This is a genomic window from Marisediminitalea lipolytica, from assembly GCF_001758465.1.
In the GTDB taxonomy this organism is placed as follows: Bacteria; Pseudomonadota; Gammaproteobacteria; order Enterobacterales; family Alteromonadaceae; genus Alteromonas; species Alteromonas lipolytica.
Genome location: NZ_MJIC01000002.1, coordinates 148,364 through 165,764, shown reverse-complemented (window position 1 = coordinate 165,764; position 17,401 = coordinate 148,364). Strand labels below are relative to the sequence as shown.

Here is a 17,401-nt window from a genome sequence, read left to right as displayed (position 1 = left end):
TCGAAACCCCACGTAAACGTGGGTACTATCGGCCACGTTGACCACGGTAAAACCACTCTGACTGCAGCAATCACTACTGTTCTTGCAAAGACTTACGGTGGTTCTGCGCAAGCATTCGATCAAATCGATAACGCGCCAGAAGAAAAAGCACGTGGTATTACCATCTCTACTTCACACGTAGAGTATGACACTCCAACTCGTCACTACGCTCACGTAGACTGTCCTGGACACGCTGACTATGTTAAAAACATGATCACCGGTGCTGCTCAGATGGACGGCGCGATCCTGGTAGTAGCTGCGACTGACGGCCCTATGCCTCAGACTCGTGAGCACATCCTGTTAGGTCGTCAGGTAGGCGTACCTTACATCATCGTATTCATGAACAAATGTGACATGGTTGATGATGAAGAGCTGCTTGAGCTGGTTGAAATGGAAGTACGTGAACTGCTGTCTGAGTACGACTTCCCAGGTGATGACCTGCCAGTAATCCAGGGTTCTGCACTGAAAGCTCTTGAAGGCGATGCAGCGTGGGAAGCTAAGATTGTTGAGTTAGGTGAAGCACTGGATTCTTACATCCCAGAGCCAGAGCGTGACATCGATAAGCCGTTCATCCTGCCAATCGAAGACGTATTCTCAATCTCAGGTCGTGGTACTGTTGTAACTGGCCGTGTTGAGCAAGGTATCGTTAAAGTAGGTGAAGAAGTAGAAATCGTTGGTATCAAAGATACTACCAAGACTACTTGTACTGGTGTTGAAATGTTCCGTAAGCTGCTTGACGAAGGTCGTGCAGGTGAGAACGTTGGTGTTCTGTTACGTGGTACTAAGCGTGATGACGTTGAGCGTGGTCAGGTTCTTTGTAAGCCTGGTTCAATCAAGCCACACACTAAGTTTGAAGCAGAAGTATACGTACTGTCTAAAGATGAAGGCGGTCGTCACACTCCATTCTTCAAAGGTTACCGTCCACAGTTCTACTTCCGTACAACTGACGTAACTGGTGCTGTAGAGCTGCCAGAAGGCGTAGAAATGGTAATGCCTGGTGACAACCTGAAGTTCGTAGTAGAACTGATTGCACCAATCGCGATGGACGAAGGTCTGCGCTTCGCGATCCGTGAAGGTGGTCGTACAGTAGGTGCTGGTGTTGTATCTAAAATTATCGCTTAATCGGTAATTACACCAAATCCAAAAAAAGGTCGCGTAAGCGGCCTTTTTTTATGCTCGAAGAAAGCGCACCTGCTGTACGACCATCCCGGAATTCGCGCAGCGGATATCCGGGATCCCCATAACAGGCTGGTTCAGCCGATAAAGCCTTTTATAAAAAAATCCGTCATACCGGCCTCCGAGCCGGTATCCCCATAACAGGCTAGCTCAGCCAATATAGCCTTTTACGAAAATACCTTTTTTAGCTCCACGATATCATGCAAGGAGATCCCCGATAGTCGCTGAGCGCCTTCGGGGATGACAGAATAAAAACACACGTCATACCGGCCCCCGGGCCGGTATCTCCTTAACAGGTTGGCTCAGCCGATAAAGCCTTTTATAAAATAATCCGTCATACCGGCCTCCGAGCCGGTATCTCCATAACAGGCTAGCTCAGGCAAAACAGCCTTTTACGAAAATACCCTTTTTAGCTCTACGATATCATGCAAGGAGATCCCCGATAGTCGCTACGCGCCTTCGGGGATGACAGAATAAAAATACCCGTCATACCGGCCCCCGAGCCGGAATCTCCTTAACAGGTTGGCTCAGCCGATAAAGCCTTTTATAAAATAATCCGTCATACCGGCCTCCGAGCCGGTATCTCCATAACAGGCTAGCTCAGCCAATACAGCCTTTCACGAAAATACCTTTTTTAGCTCTACAATAACACGCAAGGGGGTCCCCGATATTTGCTGCGCAAATTCGGGGATGACGAGGAGGATATATTAGGGAATGTGCGCGTATGACGGTATAAATGCATCCGTCATACCGGCCTCCGAGCCGGTATCTTCTTAACAGTCTGGCTCAGGCCTAACAGCCTTCTCCGCAATGCGATGTTTAAGCTCTACGATATCATGCGAGGAGGTCCCCGATATTCGCTGCGCGCCTTCGGGGATGATGTTGTGGATGTATCGGATCAAGCACAAAGGTTGTTTTGACTCCGCTTCAAATAGTTAAACACTGTAAATTTAAAACAAAACTTTCACTGCGTGCTAAAAATCACTCGTTGCGTGCTAATTCCTGCTCAATTCGTTCAATAATTTTATTGGCCTCTTGTTTAAAACTAAACAAGACCGTGTCAAAAATATCGAAATGCAGCAGGCGATACATGGCAACGCGGTTTTTATAATCCTGACTGATCGTGGCGTACTCAATAAAACCTGAGTAATCCCGGTCAGTAATATAATCCGCAAACCAGTTGGTATGCTGTTCCCAGTAAAAGATATTATTTTGCAGGCTGGCCTGTCTGACCCCGTCATCGGCACTAATATCGTACAGATGCTTTGAATAAAACTGTGAAATCGCAATTTGAAGTGATTCGCTGTTAATTTTGTTGTTATCAGCGTGACTTTGCAGCAGATTATAACCCCTCTGATCGATAGATAGGTTCGGGAATCCTATTAATACGAACCTGCATTCGGTGCAGGATTCATATTCTTCTTTGCTGATTTCGTCGTTCAGAATTTTGTCTAGTATCACTTTTCGACGATTTTGTTCTTGAATCAACTGATCAATATCAGCGATGTCGTTTTTTAAATCTTCGACAATCAGTGCGTAAATATTATGGAGTTTCTTTTGTGCCTTGCGGTTCTCATTCCAGTTATTAATTTGCAGAGCAATTAAAATCCCCACAACGACAAGGATAATCTCGCCTATAGCATAACGCGAGTAAGCGGTAATCCTGTTCTCAGAAAGTAGTTTCTTGCGGATACGTTTAAAGAAAATTAGCATGAGACATCCTTTTCAATGGGTAAGAGAGCCAGAAACTCGCAGGTACATCCCAACAATAACAGGTCTTTTAGCAAAAAAGGCAATCACGTCGTAAGAACTCTCTTTTATCCGGCGCTTTATTTACCTTTTATTGCGGTGGTGGTAGTAACGCCAGTGCGGATGGGGGCAGTGCAGACATATCAATCATTACGCCTTTTTTTGCTGCTTCCCGTCCGATAATCGCACCAATTTCTTGTGGGGAGTTGGCGCCGGACTCTGCGACTGCCTTTTCTACCGCACCGAAAAATTCCTGAAAATGCCCCGGTGCAACAAACACCAATAGCTGCGCAGGTTCGTCATAGGGGTTCCAGAAACCGTGTTGGTTATTGCGGGGCAGCGAGGCCACTGTACCCGGCTGGGCAACCACTTCTTCATTGCCATTCAGAAAGTGAACGGTACCTTGTAATACAACAAATATCTCATCTTCATTGGTATGCGTGTGCGGCGGTGCTCCCAGTGATTTGGCTGGCAGAATTTCCTCAAATAAGCCAACTTCAGAGGGTAAGTCTTCAGCACTGACGTGATGATAGATAGGCCTGCCTGTGTACATGACAGGTTTACCTTCTCCAAGCTTAGAAAAAGCTGGCGTGTATTGTTTCTCTTTTGATTTATGCTCATGCGCGCAGGCTGAACCCACACTTAAAAACAGTAAAATCATCACCAGGAAGGTAGGCAGTTTAGGCATAATTGCTCCTTGTTTTTATAGTAAACCTTGCAGTTGTTTACCTGGCGCCGGACAGCTTTCGCTCAATGGTATGAAACAGCCATTGCAAGGAAAGGATATTTGCCATGGCTTCTACCAAAGAGGTTTCGGACTGACTGAAGTATCGCCGGCCCTTGGTATTGTCGCCATATAAATAGCCGGCAACGTGACCGTCGATAATAACGGGTACACAGAGCGCTGCTGAAACTTGTGGCTTAACCGGATCGGTTTGTTCACTGTCCTTTACCGTGGAATGTAAGGTTTCTACGGCAACACTGTTTAACGACTTGCTGCTCCAGGCAACTAATCCGTTACATACCGGTGCCGATATCGGGTGCTGCAATAAGTCAGTGGTGGCAGTGGGTGAATTACTGTCGGCGCCAAGCTGGCAAAACACGGCTGCGTGTTCGCATTTTATGCTGTGGAGTAAAAAGTTGCGGGCAAGTTCTACGGTAGTGCCAATGTCGGTGACGCCCTGTAAATCCTTTTCCAGAATTCTGAGCTGCTGTCGTCGCTTAAAGTATTCGCGATCGTGCTCTGCCACATCATCGAGCGATAGCAGTGTAAAGCGGCACACAGTATTGCCAACCAGTACCGAGGTAGTGTCATTAAGTTCATTGGTAAGCGCGATAGTCTGATCAGACTTAACGCCCGATGCTTCGTTAATTTTTAACAGCCAGCGATTATCGTTTACTTCAGCATGCAGGCTGGCTGAAAACTCCGCCTCTTTAGACTGACTCAGAACTATATCTGCCGTTGGTGAATTACCCAGCCGATATAAAATGCCTTCAAACAATAAATGTTCACAGGCAATACCAGAGTCGTTACTAAAAGCTAAATGCAAAGGCATAGTAACACCCCAAAAAATGGATACTGTTGAAATGTATTGCATTGAGTGTAGACAGCGCCTGTAATTTTGCGCGATTAAGACATCCGATGAGTTGTGCTATTTGGTCATTTTCGTCATGGAAACGTCATAAATCTGGGGTAGCGTCTCCATTTATTTGCGCTCTGGATAATGCAATGAAATGGGATTCTATCAAGTCACGTTTGTTATTAATGACGATGCTTTGTGTATTGGGCATGGGCTTAATGACAGTAAATCAGCATTATTTTGGCCAAAAACTAAGTGCGCTTAATGCCGATAATGTGGCGTTACAGCAGCTACAGACCGACCTTTTGCAGCTAAGAAGGCACGAAAAAGACTTTCTGCTGCGCCATAACAACCGTTACCTGCAACGTTTTCGCGAACAGCAGGTAACCTTTACGGCTAGTATCAATACACTGGACAAAGTGATTCAGCAATACCAACTACCAGCGACGCTGGTCGGTGATATTGCATCAGATACAGAACTGTACGTCCGTTACTTCTATCAACTGGCTGACTTAATGCGTGTTTACGGGTTAAATTCGGCGACCGGGATCAGTGGTGATTTACGTGAGTTATCCATGAAACTGAATTCGTCATCCGTAAGATTGCCAAAGGATCTAATTCATCTGCCGGGACAGATTGTGTATCTGGCGGCTGATTTTCAGCTTACCTTCGATGAGACTACCCAAAGTACGCTGTTAGCGCTGCTGTCTTCATTAATTACTAATGACAGAGTACCGGCGGACTATAAATTGCTGCTGCAAGAGTTCCGCGAAAAATTTAATCAGCTGGTCGCCACTAAAAAGAAAATAGGTTTTAGCGAGCAGCAGGGATTACGGGGATTGTTTCGCGAACAGGCACATCGCGTAGAAGATAACCTTGCTAAGCTTGATGCGGCGCTCCAGCCGGTGCTGGTTGAGCACAAACAACAAGCAACACTGTATAGTACCGCGATAGCGCTACTGACATCGGTCGCATTGATTTTGCTGTTGATCAGAAGTTTTGCGACCTTTCACCGGTCTTTTGCTAACTTCGTACTGTTTTTTTACCGCTGTAAGCGGCAATATCAACGTATAGACCCAAAGCAACTGGGGTTTTCAGAGTTTCGCTTACTGGCCGCGCTGGCCAATGAAATGGTAGAAAGTCGCCGGCAAATCGAACGACGCCTGGAAAAGCTGGAAGCCGCTTCCGCAGCAAACGGAGGCGTTGCACCAAAACATATATAAAGAGGGCAGTTATGCAATTTAACAGACTCGGCAGCAGTGACCTGAAGGTTTCAGAAATATGCCTGGGTACCATGACTTTTGGTATTCAAAACACACAGCAGGATGCTAACGAACAACTCGACTATGCTGTTGATTACGGTATTAATTTTATCGACACAGCCGAGATGTATCCTATCCCGCCGAATGAGGCAACCTACGCGGATACCGAGCGTTTTATTGGTAATTGGCTGGCAGAAAATCAGGCTAAGCGCGACAAACTGATTTTAATGACCAAGATTGCCGGCAGCGGTTTAGCCTACATTCGCAACGGCAGTAATATTAGCCGCGATACCATAGCAGAGGCGCTGGATGATTCTTTACAGCGCTTAAACACCGATTATGTCGACGTGTATCAGCTACACTGGCCAAATCGTGTTTCGCCGCATTTTGCCAAGCACTGGCCCTGGCGAACGAATCCCCATGATACCGATATTGAGCGAGAGCGTGATGGTATGCGGGATATTGTGCAAGGGATTGGTGAGGCAATTAAAGCCGGTAAAATTCGCCATTGGGGTTTATCCGACGACACGCCCTGGGGTATTCATACCTTTTTAAATATCTGCCGTGAGCTCAATGTACCTAAGCCGGTATCAATTCAGAATGAGTTTAGTCTGCTGCATATGAAAGACTGGCCTTATTTAATTGAAAGCTGCGTCTTTGAAGATATTGCTTATTTGCCGTGGTCACCTCTGGCCACTGGTTTGCTGACCGGGAAATACCAAAATGATGAACGCCCGCAAGGCAGCCGCTGGACCTTTGTCCAGCGCCAGGGCTTATTCAGAAACACCACCGAAGCCCATGAGGCGACTGCCCGGTACCTGGAAATCGCTGAGCGCGCCAAAATAACACCTGCTCAGTTAGCGCTGGCCTGGTGCAAGCAGGTTCCTGGTGTCACCTCAACGATTATTGGCGCCACCAGCGTTGCGCAGTTAAAAGAAAACATTGCAGCCTTCGATATCACTTTGTCAGAAGATACCAAAAAGCAGATTAATCAGGTGATTAAGCGTTATCCAATGCCGTTTTAATTTGACTCAGTCACATTTTGTTTACTGTGGCGGTGAAATTTGCCGCCGCAGAAATTCTGATGTTAGCTGATTTGCATAGTGGCGCTTTTCACCCTGGAAAAAATAAACCGTGTTCAGTTCAGCGCTGTACGTGCGATCACGATCGCCGGCGTCTTTTGCATTTTCCATTGGTTGGAACGCGACTACGTCGAGCAGCTTATTGACACAATAGCCAAATGCGCCTGCTTCGTCTCGCACAAGGAGTATTCGTTTGGCATCATCACTAAATTGAACTGATGGAGCACAATCGTCTTCGTCTTCGATTTCGCAAGCAAACAGTGGCCTGAAATCATAGATTGGGATAGCTTCACTTTCGACTTTTATCATACCAAACAAATAGCCCTGATCAGTCAGGGGGACAATAGGGGTGTTCCAGCGCAGAATCTCACTTACGCTGGTGATATCAACTAAAACCGGAGCACCCATGTCAAAATAGAGTCCCTGCTTTTCTTTTGACAGTTGTGTTTGCCGGCTTTTGTTCATGTCTTGCGAAGACAAATCGCGACAGAGTAAGGACACGCCTTTTATTTCATCCAGTTGACTGATGGAACTTGCGCTTATCAGCATGGCCAGAGGCGCTATATTATCGAATTTAGACAATGCATCGGATTGAATCGCTGATGTGGGTATCAGACTGGAAATCCAGTTTTTCCCCATATAGCTATTACTAATATTGGTGATTCGACTTGCATAATCAAACTCTGTTACGTCGATAATGCTGTCAACACAGAGGCCAATCTGACACTGGTTTGCGTGAATGATAACGGTAGGCAGTTTTGCAACGTCCTCGGTGCGCGGCTGATCAAACACCAGACTGCCAAGATCAAGAATGGGAATGCGTTTATTCTGATGTTCCACCTCGCCTAAAAAGCTATTACTGTGGTGGACGTTATCGACAATTGTCGTTTCAGTTAAGGTACTGAAAATATCTTCGGCCAGAAATGCAATGAGTCGCTTTCCCACCGTTGTCAGCATCACGGTTCGCTTTTCGCCTGCCGTAACATGGTGCCGGTGATTTATAGCGGCTGGAGGGGCCGGAACGGAGGGAAGCGCTTGGTCAGACAGCAGTCTCTCTGTGGACAGAATAGTAACCCCCTTGTTAAGCGAGGCAGAGACAAAGCTGCCACTTAACAATGAATGCTGGGCATTTATTACAGCGATGGCGTTTGCCGGCACATCTTCCATGCCCACGACACTGCGGATTGCAATACCGAGCAGTCGCTCTTTACTTCGGACGACCAGTATTGAACCATTGTTATCAACAGGTCGTTGGCCACGAATGTGCGTTGACAGGTCGATCACCGGTACAGTCCAGCCCCGCAAGTCGAGACTGCCAATAACCGCATCGTTTTCAGACAGAAAATCCGAATGGAGTTCAAACGGTACGACTTCACTGACACAAGTTACATCAACGGCAAACAGGCCGGAATCAATTTCAAAGATTCCGAAATTGCAGGCGTCACTCATTATCAATCATTTCCTTCAACCGATTTTAGTTTGTCCAGGATAATTTCCAGTTCGTGGGTGTTTTTCTCCTGAGTCTGGTTAAGCTCCACTATTTTCAACAGCGACTGACTGGTTTCTTCTATTGAGTTTTCGATAGAGGTAAATGTTGTTGCCGTGTTGTCACTTAACCTGGCACTGGAATCGATATTTTTTCTGGCATCCAGCACCATATTGTTAATTTCTTCGGCGGCATGGCTGGAACGTTCAGCAAGCTTTCTGACCTCAGCAGCTACAACAGAGAACCCAACTCCGTGGGTCCCTGCACGGGCTGCTTCGACAGCCGCGTTAAAGGCAAGCAGGTTAGTCTGGTTAGCGATTTCACTAATTCGGTTTACAATTTCATAAATGCGATTGTAATTGTCCTGTATTTCATTAATAGCTGACTGCATACCCTGAACCAACGACACGCCACTGACGGCAGATGTCGCGGATTTTTGTGCCACAGAGTTGGCATTTTCAGAAACGACAGTCACTTCCTTTATTGCGGTAATCATGGTGTCGAGCTGCTGGTGCATGATTTTGGTATTGGTGGAAATAAGCTGCTGCATCTCCATTTCTTTGGTGATGTCGTAAGCCACTTTAATCACCTTAACCACATTGCCATTGAGATCGTAAATTGGGTTATAAGAGGCCTGGATCCAGACATTGCGCTGGTACTTACCTATGCGATGAAAGCGTCCTGACAGGTGCTGGCCTTCACTGAGGTTGAGCCAGAAAGAACGATACTCCTCGCTGCGGGTGTATTCCGGCGTACAAAACAAACTATGATGGTCTCCCTGAATTTCTTTAAGGGTGTAGCCCATAGCGCTCAGGAAATTGTGATTTGCATGCAGGACATTACCTTCAAGATCAAACTCTATACAGGCAAGGCTTTTATTAATGGCTTCCACCGTTGCTCTGTGTTGCGATGAAGTGAGTTTCTGCTCAGTAATATCCGTTGCAAATTTCACTACTTTTATTGGGCGGTTGTTCTTGTCAAAAATGGGATTGTAAGTCGCCTGAATCCAGACCTCTTTGCCACCTTTACCTTCACGGCGGAACTCACCTGAGCGGAATTCCCCACGACTCAATGCGTGCCAGAAAGACTGATATTCGGCAGAACTTGCTTCTTGTTGACTAACAAACATTTGGTGATGCTTGCCTTTAATTTCATCCAGCGAGTACTCCATTAAATTAAGGAAATTTGGGTTGGCGTTTAAAATAGTGCCGTCCAGACTTAACTCTATGATGGCCTGCGAACGATTAATTGCACCAATTTTGCCTTCCAGCTCTATTTGACGGGTTTGTTCTTCGGTTACATCCTGCCCAATGCATAGCACTCGCTTTAATTGATCGCGTGTATCTTTAATGGGTTGAAGCACGGCATCTATCCATACGTCTCTGCCATCCTGATGACGACGTCGAAGCGTTAATCGCTGGGTTTCACCTAGTCTGAGTTTGCGCCATACCTCGGAATATTCGGGCGAATTTAAGTCTTCCTTGAAAATGAGTTTATTCTCATCCAGATTTTTGAGTGCCGTTGATGTGTAGCCCACCGCCCTTTGGAAGTTTTCATTTGAGGATATCAACTGGCGATTCCTGTCCAGCTCCCAGATACACTGACTAGCGTTCATTGCCGTATTTAATGTACTGATTTCACGTTCCTGGTGTTTCTGGCTGGTGATATTAGTGGCGAACTTTATGACCTTTATTACTTTACCATCAAGGTTGGTAACCGGTGTATAGGTGGCAAAAAGCCATACTTCATCACCATTCGCATCGAAGCGGAGGAATTCGCCACGTTGTGGTTTACCGCTTTGTAAAGCACGCCAGAATTCAGCGTACTCCTGGCTGGCCTCATAGGCTTCATCAACAAAAATGCGATGGTGTTTACCCACTATATCGCTTTCCTGGTAGCCCATTACCGAGCAAAACATCTGGTTTGCCTGGGTGATGGTACCGTCATTACAAAATTCGATGATGGCCTGGGTACGGTCTATTGCATCCAGTTTGGCCTGCATTGCCGCCTTATTTAAATGTTGAGCGGTAATATCTTCGCCACGAAAAAGAATATGCGGTGATTTTTTTGAGCCTAAACGAATACAGTTGAAGCTACTGTGAACCCAGACTTCTTCACCGTCACGATCGATGAATGTGTAATCCTGTTTCATCTCTTCGCCGGGCGCGAGAGGAGCCCACAATGTCTCATAATGACTTGTATGCAGCATTTTAGGGTGGCAAAGCTCGCTAAAGGTTTTGTCTTTTAGTTGTTCTGCGGAATATTTTAATAATGTGCAGAGTTGCTTATTGAATTTGATGAGCGAGCCAGTGGTATCGAATACGGCCTGAACCTGCGTGGCCTTTTCGTCATCAAAGTGGCTGTCAAAGAAATTACCTGCCGAAACGCAATCAGTGTTGTCCATTCCCATAAGAACAATGCAGTCTTTACCCTGTATTGATGTCTGAGTCAGTGTGGTTAGCAAGGTACTGGCTTTGTTGGCTTTGCATCTAAGGTAAATACGTAATGGCAATGATTGTTGGAGCTGGGCAAAATTCAACTGCTCGTCCAGCTCAAAATCGCTGTCAAAGCTGACTGAGCTGATATCTTCACAATCGATAAAATGAGAGAAAGCAGAGTTCGCTTCGACCAAGCGGCCATTAGTATCAAAAACGCCTAAGCAAACTGACTCGTCTACCCATTCAGGTAAGCATAACCCGGCGTTGAGCGCGTCATAATCAGCCTCGTGTTCATCGGTGGTGGCGCTTGCGTCTGGACTTACATTTGAACTATCAACCATTGCTATCTCTCTTTAAAAGGCTGCTGCAGTATTGTCTGAACACAGTGCCTGATTTCACAAAATGACTATTAATAAAGGTAGTTCACTATGGCGTTAGTGCCATGCTACTAAAGGTTTATATTTATAATTGTAAATATTATTTTGGGGCACTTTTGTTAAAATATGAGGATTTAATTGGCAGCTAATACGCCATGCCGATCAAGGGTGAATAACTTTTGGGTGGGTATGTGTGTTCAGTCCAATGACTTTTGTGCCACATTAAGACAAAAAAAGGCCACATATAATGTGGCCAACTTGGGAACAACCGAACACAACGGGCAGCACTGAGCATACTGCCTCGTATAAGTGTAGTACTAGAATGCATATTTCGCAGAAAATTGCAGACGGCTCATATCACCTTCCAGTCCCGCTTCGGTTTCACGCTTGGCGTACGCGTATTCCGCTCCTACAGTCATGGTTTTTGACACTGAATAAATGTAGTTTACTCGTGCGCTGTAGGTTTTATCCGTGTAATCACCCATGGTAACGCTGGTAATTTGTTCCGCATCGGCGTCAAACGCAGAGAACATAACACTTGAACGGGCTTTGTCGGTCCACATGTGGCGATAGGCAATAGCATAACCAGTTGAGTCTACGGCATCCAGGCTACCATTTTCCGGGTTGTAAACTGCACCTTGCGCAGCGTTCAGTGCGGCATAACGGCCAATACCAGAGCCAGTGTAGAACGACAGGCGGATATCGTCGGTGTCACCGATTTTAATTTTTGAGGTTAATGAAATACCCATGCCAGTGTCTGACGCATCTATGCCGTCTACTTCATAAGACAACTGACGGAATAAACCGGCAACTTTAAAGTGACCCCAGTCGCTCTTCATGGTGTAAGCAGCAATCACATCAGGTACGGAGTTGTCGTCTGTTGCACCCACACCCACCACGGTGGTTTCCGGATTTTCTAAGGCAAAATCAAAGCCGTTCTGTGAGTAACGAACCATGGTCTGACGGGCAAAGGTTACGCCGTCAGTGGTACCGATGAAGTCCAGCGACTCAGGTAACGCGCCAACATCCATGAAAGTGGTCCAGGTCTGACCTACCAACCAGTTTTTATATTTCAGGAATGCGTGGCGCAGACGTGGGAGGTAAGAGTTACTGATACGCTCGTTGTCGTAGTCACCCTTGGTCACCATAAAGTCGAATTCCAGTACACCAGTAATGCTGTCAGAGTCACTCACCGGCGTATTGGTGGTAAAACGAAAACGCGATTGTCTTACATGACCGTCAAAACGACCGCCAATGTCATCATCCGCAGCGCCAACAGCGATGGTAGATGGTACGTAAAAATCGCGGTTCAGTGGATGGCCTTCGCCATTAGAGTAGTCACTGTAAATACCATCGGCTTTTACGTAACCGGTAAATTTTACATCAGTTGAGCCAATAGTAGCGGCGTTGGCAGATGCCATTGCAAAGCCAGCTACAGCCAGAGATACTGCACGGGTAATTGTTTTCATAGTGGTTTTCATGTTTCTCGTCCCATGTTCCAAATATTGGAGGTTTGGTAAAAAAAGTGTAAAAATACGGTTAACGAAGATTAATTTGGATGAGTTTAGACCAATTTGAAATTAGCGGATGGTCTATAAGACGAAAGTCGTAACACAAGGTAAGTAAATAGAAATTTCGCTTTCGGTAAGACCAAAGTCGCATTTTTCTTTGGTCAGGAACGGCTACATTGATCTATCAACAATATCACTGCTTTTTATTAAAAATTGGAGGCACATCAAATGACTGCCAGCAAGATATACCCGGTTCCTGAGGACATCAAAGCGTCAACACATCTGACTGAAGAACAGTACTTCGAAATGTACAAGAAGTCGGTTGAGGATCCTGAAGGGTTCTGGGGCGAATATGCCAGCACGTTGGATTGGTATACCAAGCCTACAAAAGTAAAAAACACCACCTTTGGCCCGGAAACCGTTTCGATTAAATGGTTTGAAGATGGCGAAATAAACGCCAGTTATAACTGTATCGATCGTCATTTAGCAAAAGATGCCAAGAAAACCGCTATTTTCTGGGAAGGTGACTCACCTGAAGACAGTGATGAGATCAGCTATCAACAGCTGCATTATGAAGTATGTAAGCTGGCAAACGGCCTGAAAAAACTGGGTGTAGAGAAAGGCGACCGCGTCGCTATCTACATGCCAATGGTACCTCAGGCAGCTTATGCAATGCTGGCCTGTGCCCGTATCGGTGCTGTTCACTCGGTTATCTTTGGTGGTTTCTCACCAAATGCGATTGCCGACCGTATTAATGACAGCAGCGCAAAAGTCGTTATCACCTGTGACGAAGGCCGCCGTGCTGGTCGCAGCGTACCGCTGAAAGCTAACGTAGACCGTGCGCTGGCAAACGGTGCTTGTCCTTCGATTACCAACGTTATTGTACACAAGCTGACTGGCGGCGATGTGGCATTCGATGACAGTGTGGATGTTTACTGGGATGCGCTGGTAGAAGATTGTTCTGCGCAGTGCGAGCCTGAAGTGATGAACGCCGAAGATCCACTGTTTATCCTGTATACCTCTGGTTCTACCGGTACCCCTAAAGGTGTTGTACATACCACCGGTGGTTACCTGTTATATACCGCAATGACCTTTAAATATGCCTTCGATTATCGCGAAGATGATATTTACTGGTGTACGGCGGATGTGGGCTGGATCACCGGCCACAGCTATATGACTTACGGTCCGTTAATCAACGGTGCAACCCAGGTATTCTTTGAAGGTGTACCTACTTATCCGGACGTACGTCGTATTGCTCAGGTAGTAGAAAAATACAAAGTTAACTCACTGTACACTGCGCCAACCGCAATTCGTGCATTAATGGCACACGGCGAGGCGCCGGTAGAAGGCTGTGACTTGTCATCACTGCGCCTGTTAGGTTCGGTGGGTGAGCCAATCAACCCTGAAGCCTGGGAATGGTACTACCGCGTAATCGGTGAAAGCCGTTGTCCGATTATGGATACCTGGTGGCAAACCGAAACCGGCGGCATGATGATTTCTCCGCTGCCGGGTGCAACACCGCTTAAACCTGGTTCTGCTTCTCGTCCGATGTTTGGTATTCAGCCTGCGCTGTTCGATGCTGAAGGTGCTGAGCTTGAAGGCGCAAACGAAGGTAACCTGGTTATCAAAGACAGCTGGCCAAGCCAGGCGCGAACTGTATACGGTGATCATGAGCGCTTTATTAACACTTACTTCAGTGCTTATAAAGGCGTTTACTTCACTGGTGACGGTGCTCGTCGCGACGAAGACGGTTACTACTGGATCACCGGTCGCGTGGATGACGTACTGAACGTTTCTGGTCACCGCTTAGGTACTGCTGAAATCGAAAGTGCACTGGTTGCTCACCCTAAAGTGGCAGAAGCTGCGGTAGTGGGTTACCCCCATGACATTAAAGGTCAGGGCATCTACGTGTACATCACGCCTAATGAAGGTGTTGAGCCGGATGACGATCTGACTAAGGAAATCCGTGCCTGGGTTCGCACCGAGTTGAGCCCAATCGCAACGCCGGATATGATTCAGTGGTCTCGTGGTCTGCCGAAAACCCGTTCTGGTAAGATCATGCGTCGTATCCTGCGTAAGATTGCCGCCAATGAGCATGAGCAACTAGGCGATACGTCAACGTTGGCGGATCCGTCGGTTGTTGATACACTCATAGAGGAGCGTCTTAATAAGTAAACGGAGTGCAAATGATAACGCTGCTGATTGCCGATGATCACCCTTTATATCGCGATGCGCTAAAGGGAGCGTTATCATTGTCATTGCCAGACCTCACTATCCTCGAGGCTGGCGATCTCACTGCGACGGTCGACATGCTTGAAAAAGAAGATGTCGACCTTTTGTTACTTGATTTACATATGCCGGGCAGTAACGATCTGTTCGGCTTATTACATATCCGCAAGCTTTACCCCGATTTACCCGTAGCCGTAGTATCCGGCACCGAAGATGCCACCATTATCTCCAAAATAGTGGGTGTGGGTGCTCTTGGGTTTATTCCTAAAACCACCAGTGCTGATAATATTGCCAAAGCGGTGCAGGTGATTTTGGATGGCGATATCTGGCTGCCAGAATCAATTAGTGAAAAAATTGAAGATGTCGATGAGGCGTTTTCTGAACTGGCTGACAAAGTGTCGAGTCTGACTCCTTCACAGTACAAAGTGCTGTGCTATATGCGCGATGGTTTGCTCAACAAACAGATTGGCTACAATCTGGATATTGCCGAAGCTACTGTTAAAGCACACGTTACGGCTATCTTTAAGAAGCTTGGGATCAATAATCGTACTCAAGCGGTGCTTATTGCTTCACAGTTGGAGCTTGAGCCTCCGGCTAGCTCTGCCAAATAAACCTTTATTTAAACAGATGCTCTAAAGGGCTTGGATAATGTGCCAGTGCCGCTTTGGTATCGGCAGACAGCAGGGGATTTTCCAGTTCATATAACGTTCTGCCCATTAACAGGTTTCTGGCGCGGATATAAAAAAACTGGGAAGTCAGCAAGCGATTTAAGTCGCCATTGGCCGCCAGAATGGCCAATCCTTTGAGCAGTCGTTCGGCCAGTTCGGGTTTGTCCTTCGTCACAAAGAAAAACATCGGGTTGCTGTAATGCAACGCGGTATGCGCTTTGATAATAAGCTGGCCATCCGCGTGTATCGATAACTCTTCAAAAACTTCGTGTGCAGCACGGGGAAAATAATCCACACTACCTTGCTTTAATCGGCTGTAGGTATCCTCATAATTCGCAGTAGTCAGTGCATAGCCGTTGTATTCCATAATGCTCGTATCCGGCCAGTCAGCCCCTTGTATTGCCATTAATGATTTTAGCTGCGCTGGTGACTGGAGTGATGAGAAGCGCGGATCAGCCTCTCTGCACACCAGTACCCGGTAGCCAAAGAGTCCGGCGGTTAAGGGAATACGAATGGGGATAAACTGCTGTTCACGTTTGATAGTTGTCACTGACCAGGTTATGTCAGTAATGCCGAGTTTCAGGTTATTAAACTGTTCAGCCTGGGTTGTCCGCTGTGGATTTGTTTTTAAAACTACCGGACCAAACTGTTGTTCTGATTGCGTTAAAGCCAGATTAAGCAGCGTTTTGATATAAAAGTAAAAGTCACCCGTACCAGGCTGAAATGTTGGTATTACGACGTCTTCGACTGACTCCTTTGGCAAAGGATTTGCCATTAAAGAAGTGCTTATAAACAGGCAACAAGCAGCAAACCACTGAGTACCAGATTTAAAAGGGCGCATGACCAAAGGGCCGTTAAACGGCCAATGCCAATCCAGGCTGACAAAGCGCCAGTTTGGTAAATAGGGGTTGATTAAGGTTTAACATAGGGAGCCTGCAACAAATCCTTGTAAGTCTCTTCTGCCTCTTTGCATCCTCCCAAAGAGCCATGGTTAGTTAATTCAAAAACTTTTCTGCCTGGTAACAGCGAAACGGCAGTTGTATACCAATCCTGTTGTTCCAGCAGTGCAAGGAACTCTCCGTTTTCGATATTCCGTTGAAAGCCAAGGGTAAGTCGGTTGGCCAGCTTTTGATTGTGCTTTTCTACATAAAGTAAAAAAATTAATGGGTAGCGAAGCGCGTGGCCGGGAGCAATAACCAGCCCCTTAGTGTTAGCAATTTCCATCTCGCCGATGACTTCGGCAATGCCTCTGGGATAGAAATCAGCCAGTCCTTTTTCTACGGCGCGATAGGCGGAGAAACGGTCGGAGGAAAGAACCGTAAAGCCATTTTTTACCAGGATGTCGTAATCGTGCCATTTGGGCGATTGCACGGCGATTAAGCTGGTCAGGTCGTTGAGTGTGTTAATCTGGTTAAAGCGATGGTCGGTTTCTCTGATCAGATTTACGCGGAAGCCAAACAAACCCGCAATCATCGGTACTGGCACCATGCGATAATCACTATTTCGTTGCACAGAACACGTTGCCCAAGCGACGTCCGTTATCCCCTGATTCAGGTTGCGCAGCTGTCGTTCTTCTTCAACAGGTATTTTAAGGCGAACTATTTCCGCTGCGCCAAAGTCATCGTTGGTGACCCTTACGGCTTGTTCCAGTTGCAGCGCAAGGTAGTTAACAATAGGGTGCTCTGTCGTAAAGGTCGGTATACGAATGACCTCGGCAGCCCGGACGGTCAATGAATAAACTAAAGATGTAAAGGCAACGACCCAGGCCAGCTTCTTCATGCGTAATGAAATTCCGTTATGACTA

At 46.6% G+C, this 17,401-nt stretch carries 13 protein-coding genes; 5 read left to right on the top strand and 8 right to left on the bottom strand.

All coding sequences use genetic code 11. The features are described 5' to 3' along the window. The coding region (gene tuf, locus BFC17_RS01510) for an elongation factor Tu (protein ID WP_083271519.1) at positions 1-1,161 on the top strand (1,161 nt) is incomplete at its 5' end. 1,035 nt (positions 1,162-2,196) lie between these two features. Here tuf and BFC17_RS01505 read toward each other — a convergent pair. From BFC17_RS01505 to BFC17_RS01495, 3 genes are all read right to left on the bottom strand, one after another. Beyond that, positions 2,197-2,928 carry a DUF6090 family protein gene (locus tag BFC17_RS01505; protein ID WP_070174694.1) on the bottom strand — a complete coding sequence of 244 codons (732 nt, stop codon included), beginning with the start codon at positions 2,926-2,928 and terminating at the stop codon, positions 2,197-2,199. A 127-nt stretch (positions 2,929-3,055) separates the two neighbouring features. Continuing rightward, entirely contained in the window at positions 3,056-3,652 is a 597-nt protein-coding gene (locus BFC17_RS01500; RefSeq protein WP_070174693.1) for a cupin domain-containing protein, read from the bottom strand. A 37-nt stretch (positions 3,653-3,689) separates the two neighbouring features. Further along, positions 3,690-4,520: a GAF domain-containing protein gene (locus BFC17_RS01495; RefSeq protein ID WP_175439511.1), complete on the bottom strand. Its 831-nt coding sequence runs from the start codon at positions 4,518-4,520 to the stop codon at positions 3,690-3,692. Positions 4,521-4,693: 173 nt separating this feature from the next. Between BFC17_RS01495 and BFC17_RS01490 the strand changes: the two genes are divergently transcribed. Both BFC17_RS01490 and BFC17_RS01485 read left to right on the top strand, forming a co-directional pair. Beyond that, positions 4,694-5,767, top strand: coding sequence for a hypothetical protein (locus BFC17_RS01490; RefSeq protein ID WP_070174691.1), 1,074 nt, complete (start codon positions 4,694-4,696; stop codon positions 5,765-5,767). An 11-nt stretch (positions 5,768-5,778) separates the two neighbouring features. Continuing rightward, positions 5,779-6,831, top strand: coding sequence for an aldo/keto reductase (locus tag BFC17_RS01485; protein ID WP_070174690.1), 1,053 nt, complete (start codon positions 5,779-5,781; stop codon positions 6,829-6,831). A 21-nt stretch (positions 6,832-6,852) separates the two neighbouring features. Here the strand turns inward: BFC17_RS01485 and BFC17_RS01480 are convergent, their stop codons facing one another. The 3 genes from BFC17_RS01480 to BFC17_RS01470 form a co-directional block, all read right to left on the bottom strand. Continuing rightward, complete coding sequence (locus BFC17_RS01480; RefSeq protein WP_070174689.1) at positions 6,853-8,337, bottom strand: chemotaxis protein CheW; 1,485 nt, start codon at positions 8,335-8,337, stop codon at positions 6,853-6,855. A 2-nt stretch (positions 8,338-8,339) separates the two neighbouring features. Continuing rightward, complete coding sequence (locus tag BFC17_RS01475) at positions 8,340-11,153, bottom strand: PAS domain-containing methyl-accepting chemotaxis protein (RefSeq protein ID WP_070174688.1); 2,814 nt, start codon at positions 11,151-11,153, stop codon at positions 8,340-8,342. A 353-nt stretch (positions 11,154-11,506) separates the two neighbouring features. Continuing rightward, positions 11,507-12,670, bottom strand: coding sequence for a DcaP family trimeric outer membrane transporter (locus BFC17_RS01470; RefSeq protein WP_070174687.1), 1,164 nt, complete (start codon positions 12,668-12,670; stop codon positions 11,507-11,509). 258 nt (positions 12,671-12,928) lie between these two features. Between BFC17_RS01470 and acs the strand changes: the two genes are divergently transcribed. Both acs and BFC17_RS01460 read left to right on the top strand, forming a co-directional pair. Continuing rightward, on the top strand, positions 12,929-14,875 hold the full coding sequence (gene acs, locus BFC17_RS01465; protein WP_070174686.1) for an acetate--CoA ligase: 1,947 nt from the start codon (positions 12,929-12,931) through the stop codon (positions 14,873-14,875). Between the two features lie 11 nt (positions 14,876-14,886). After that, on the top strand, positions 14,887-15,540 hold the full coding sequence (locus tag BFC17_RS01460) for a response regulator transcription factor (RefSeq protein ID WP_070174685.1): 654 nt from the start codon (positions 14,887-14,889) through the stop codon (positions 15,538-15,540). 4 nt (positions 15,541-15,544) lie between these two features. Here the strand turns inward: BFC17_RS01460 and BFC17_RS01455 are convergent, their stop codons facing one another. Together BFC17_RS01455 and BFC17_RS01450 are read right to left on the bottom strand one after the other, a co-directional pair. After that, a complete protein-coding gene (locus BFC17_RS01455) occupies positions 15,545-16,372 on the bottom strand; it encodes a type 2 periplasmic-binding domain-containing protein (protein WP_175439510.1) in 828 nt (275 codons plus the stop codon). Positions 16,373-16,509: 137 nt separating this feature from the next. Further along, positions 16,510-17,376, bottom strand: coding sequence for a hypothetical protein (locus BFC17_RS01450; RefSeq protein WP_070174683.1), 867 nt, complete (start codon positions 17,374-17,376; stop codon positions 16,510-16,512). Positions 17,377-17,401 lie beyond the last annotated feature (25 nt).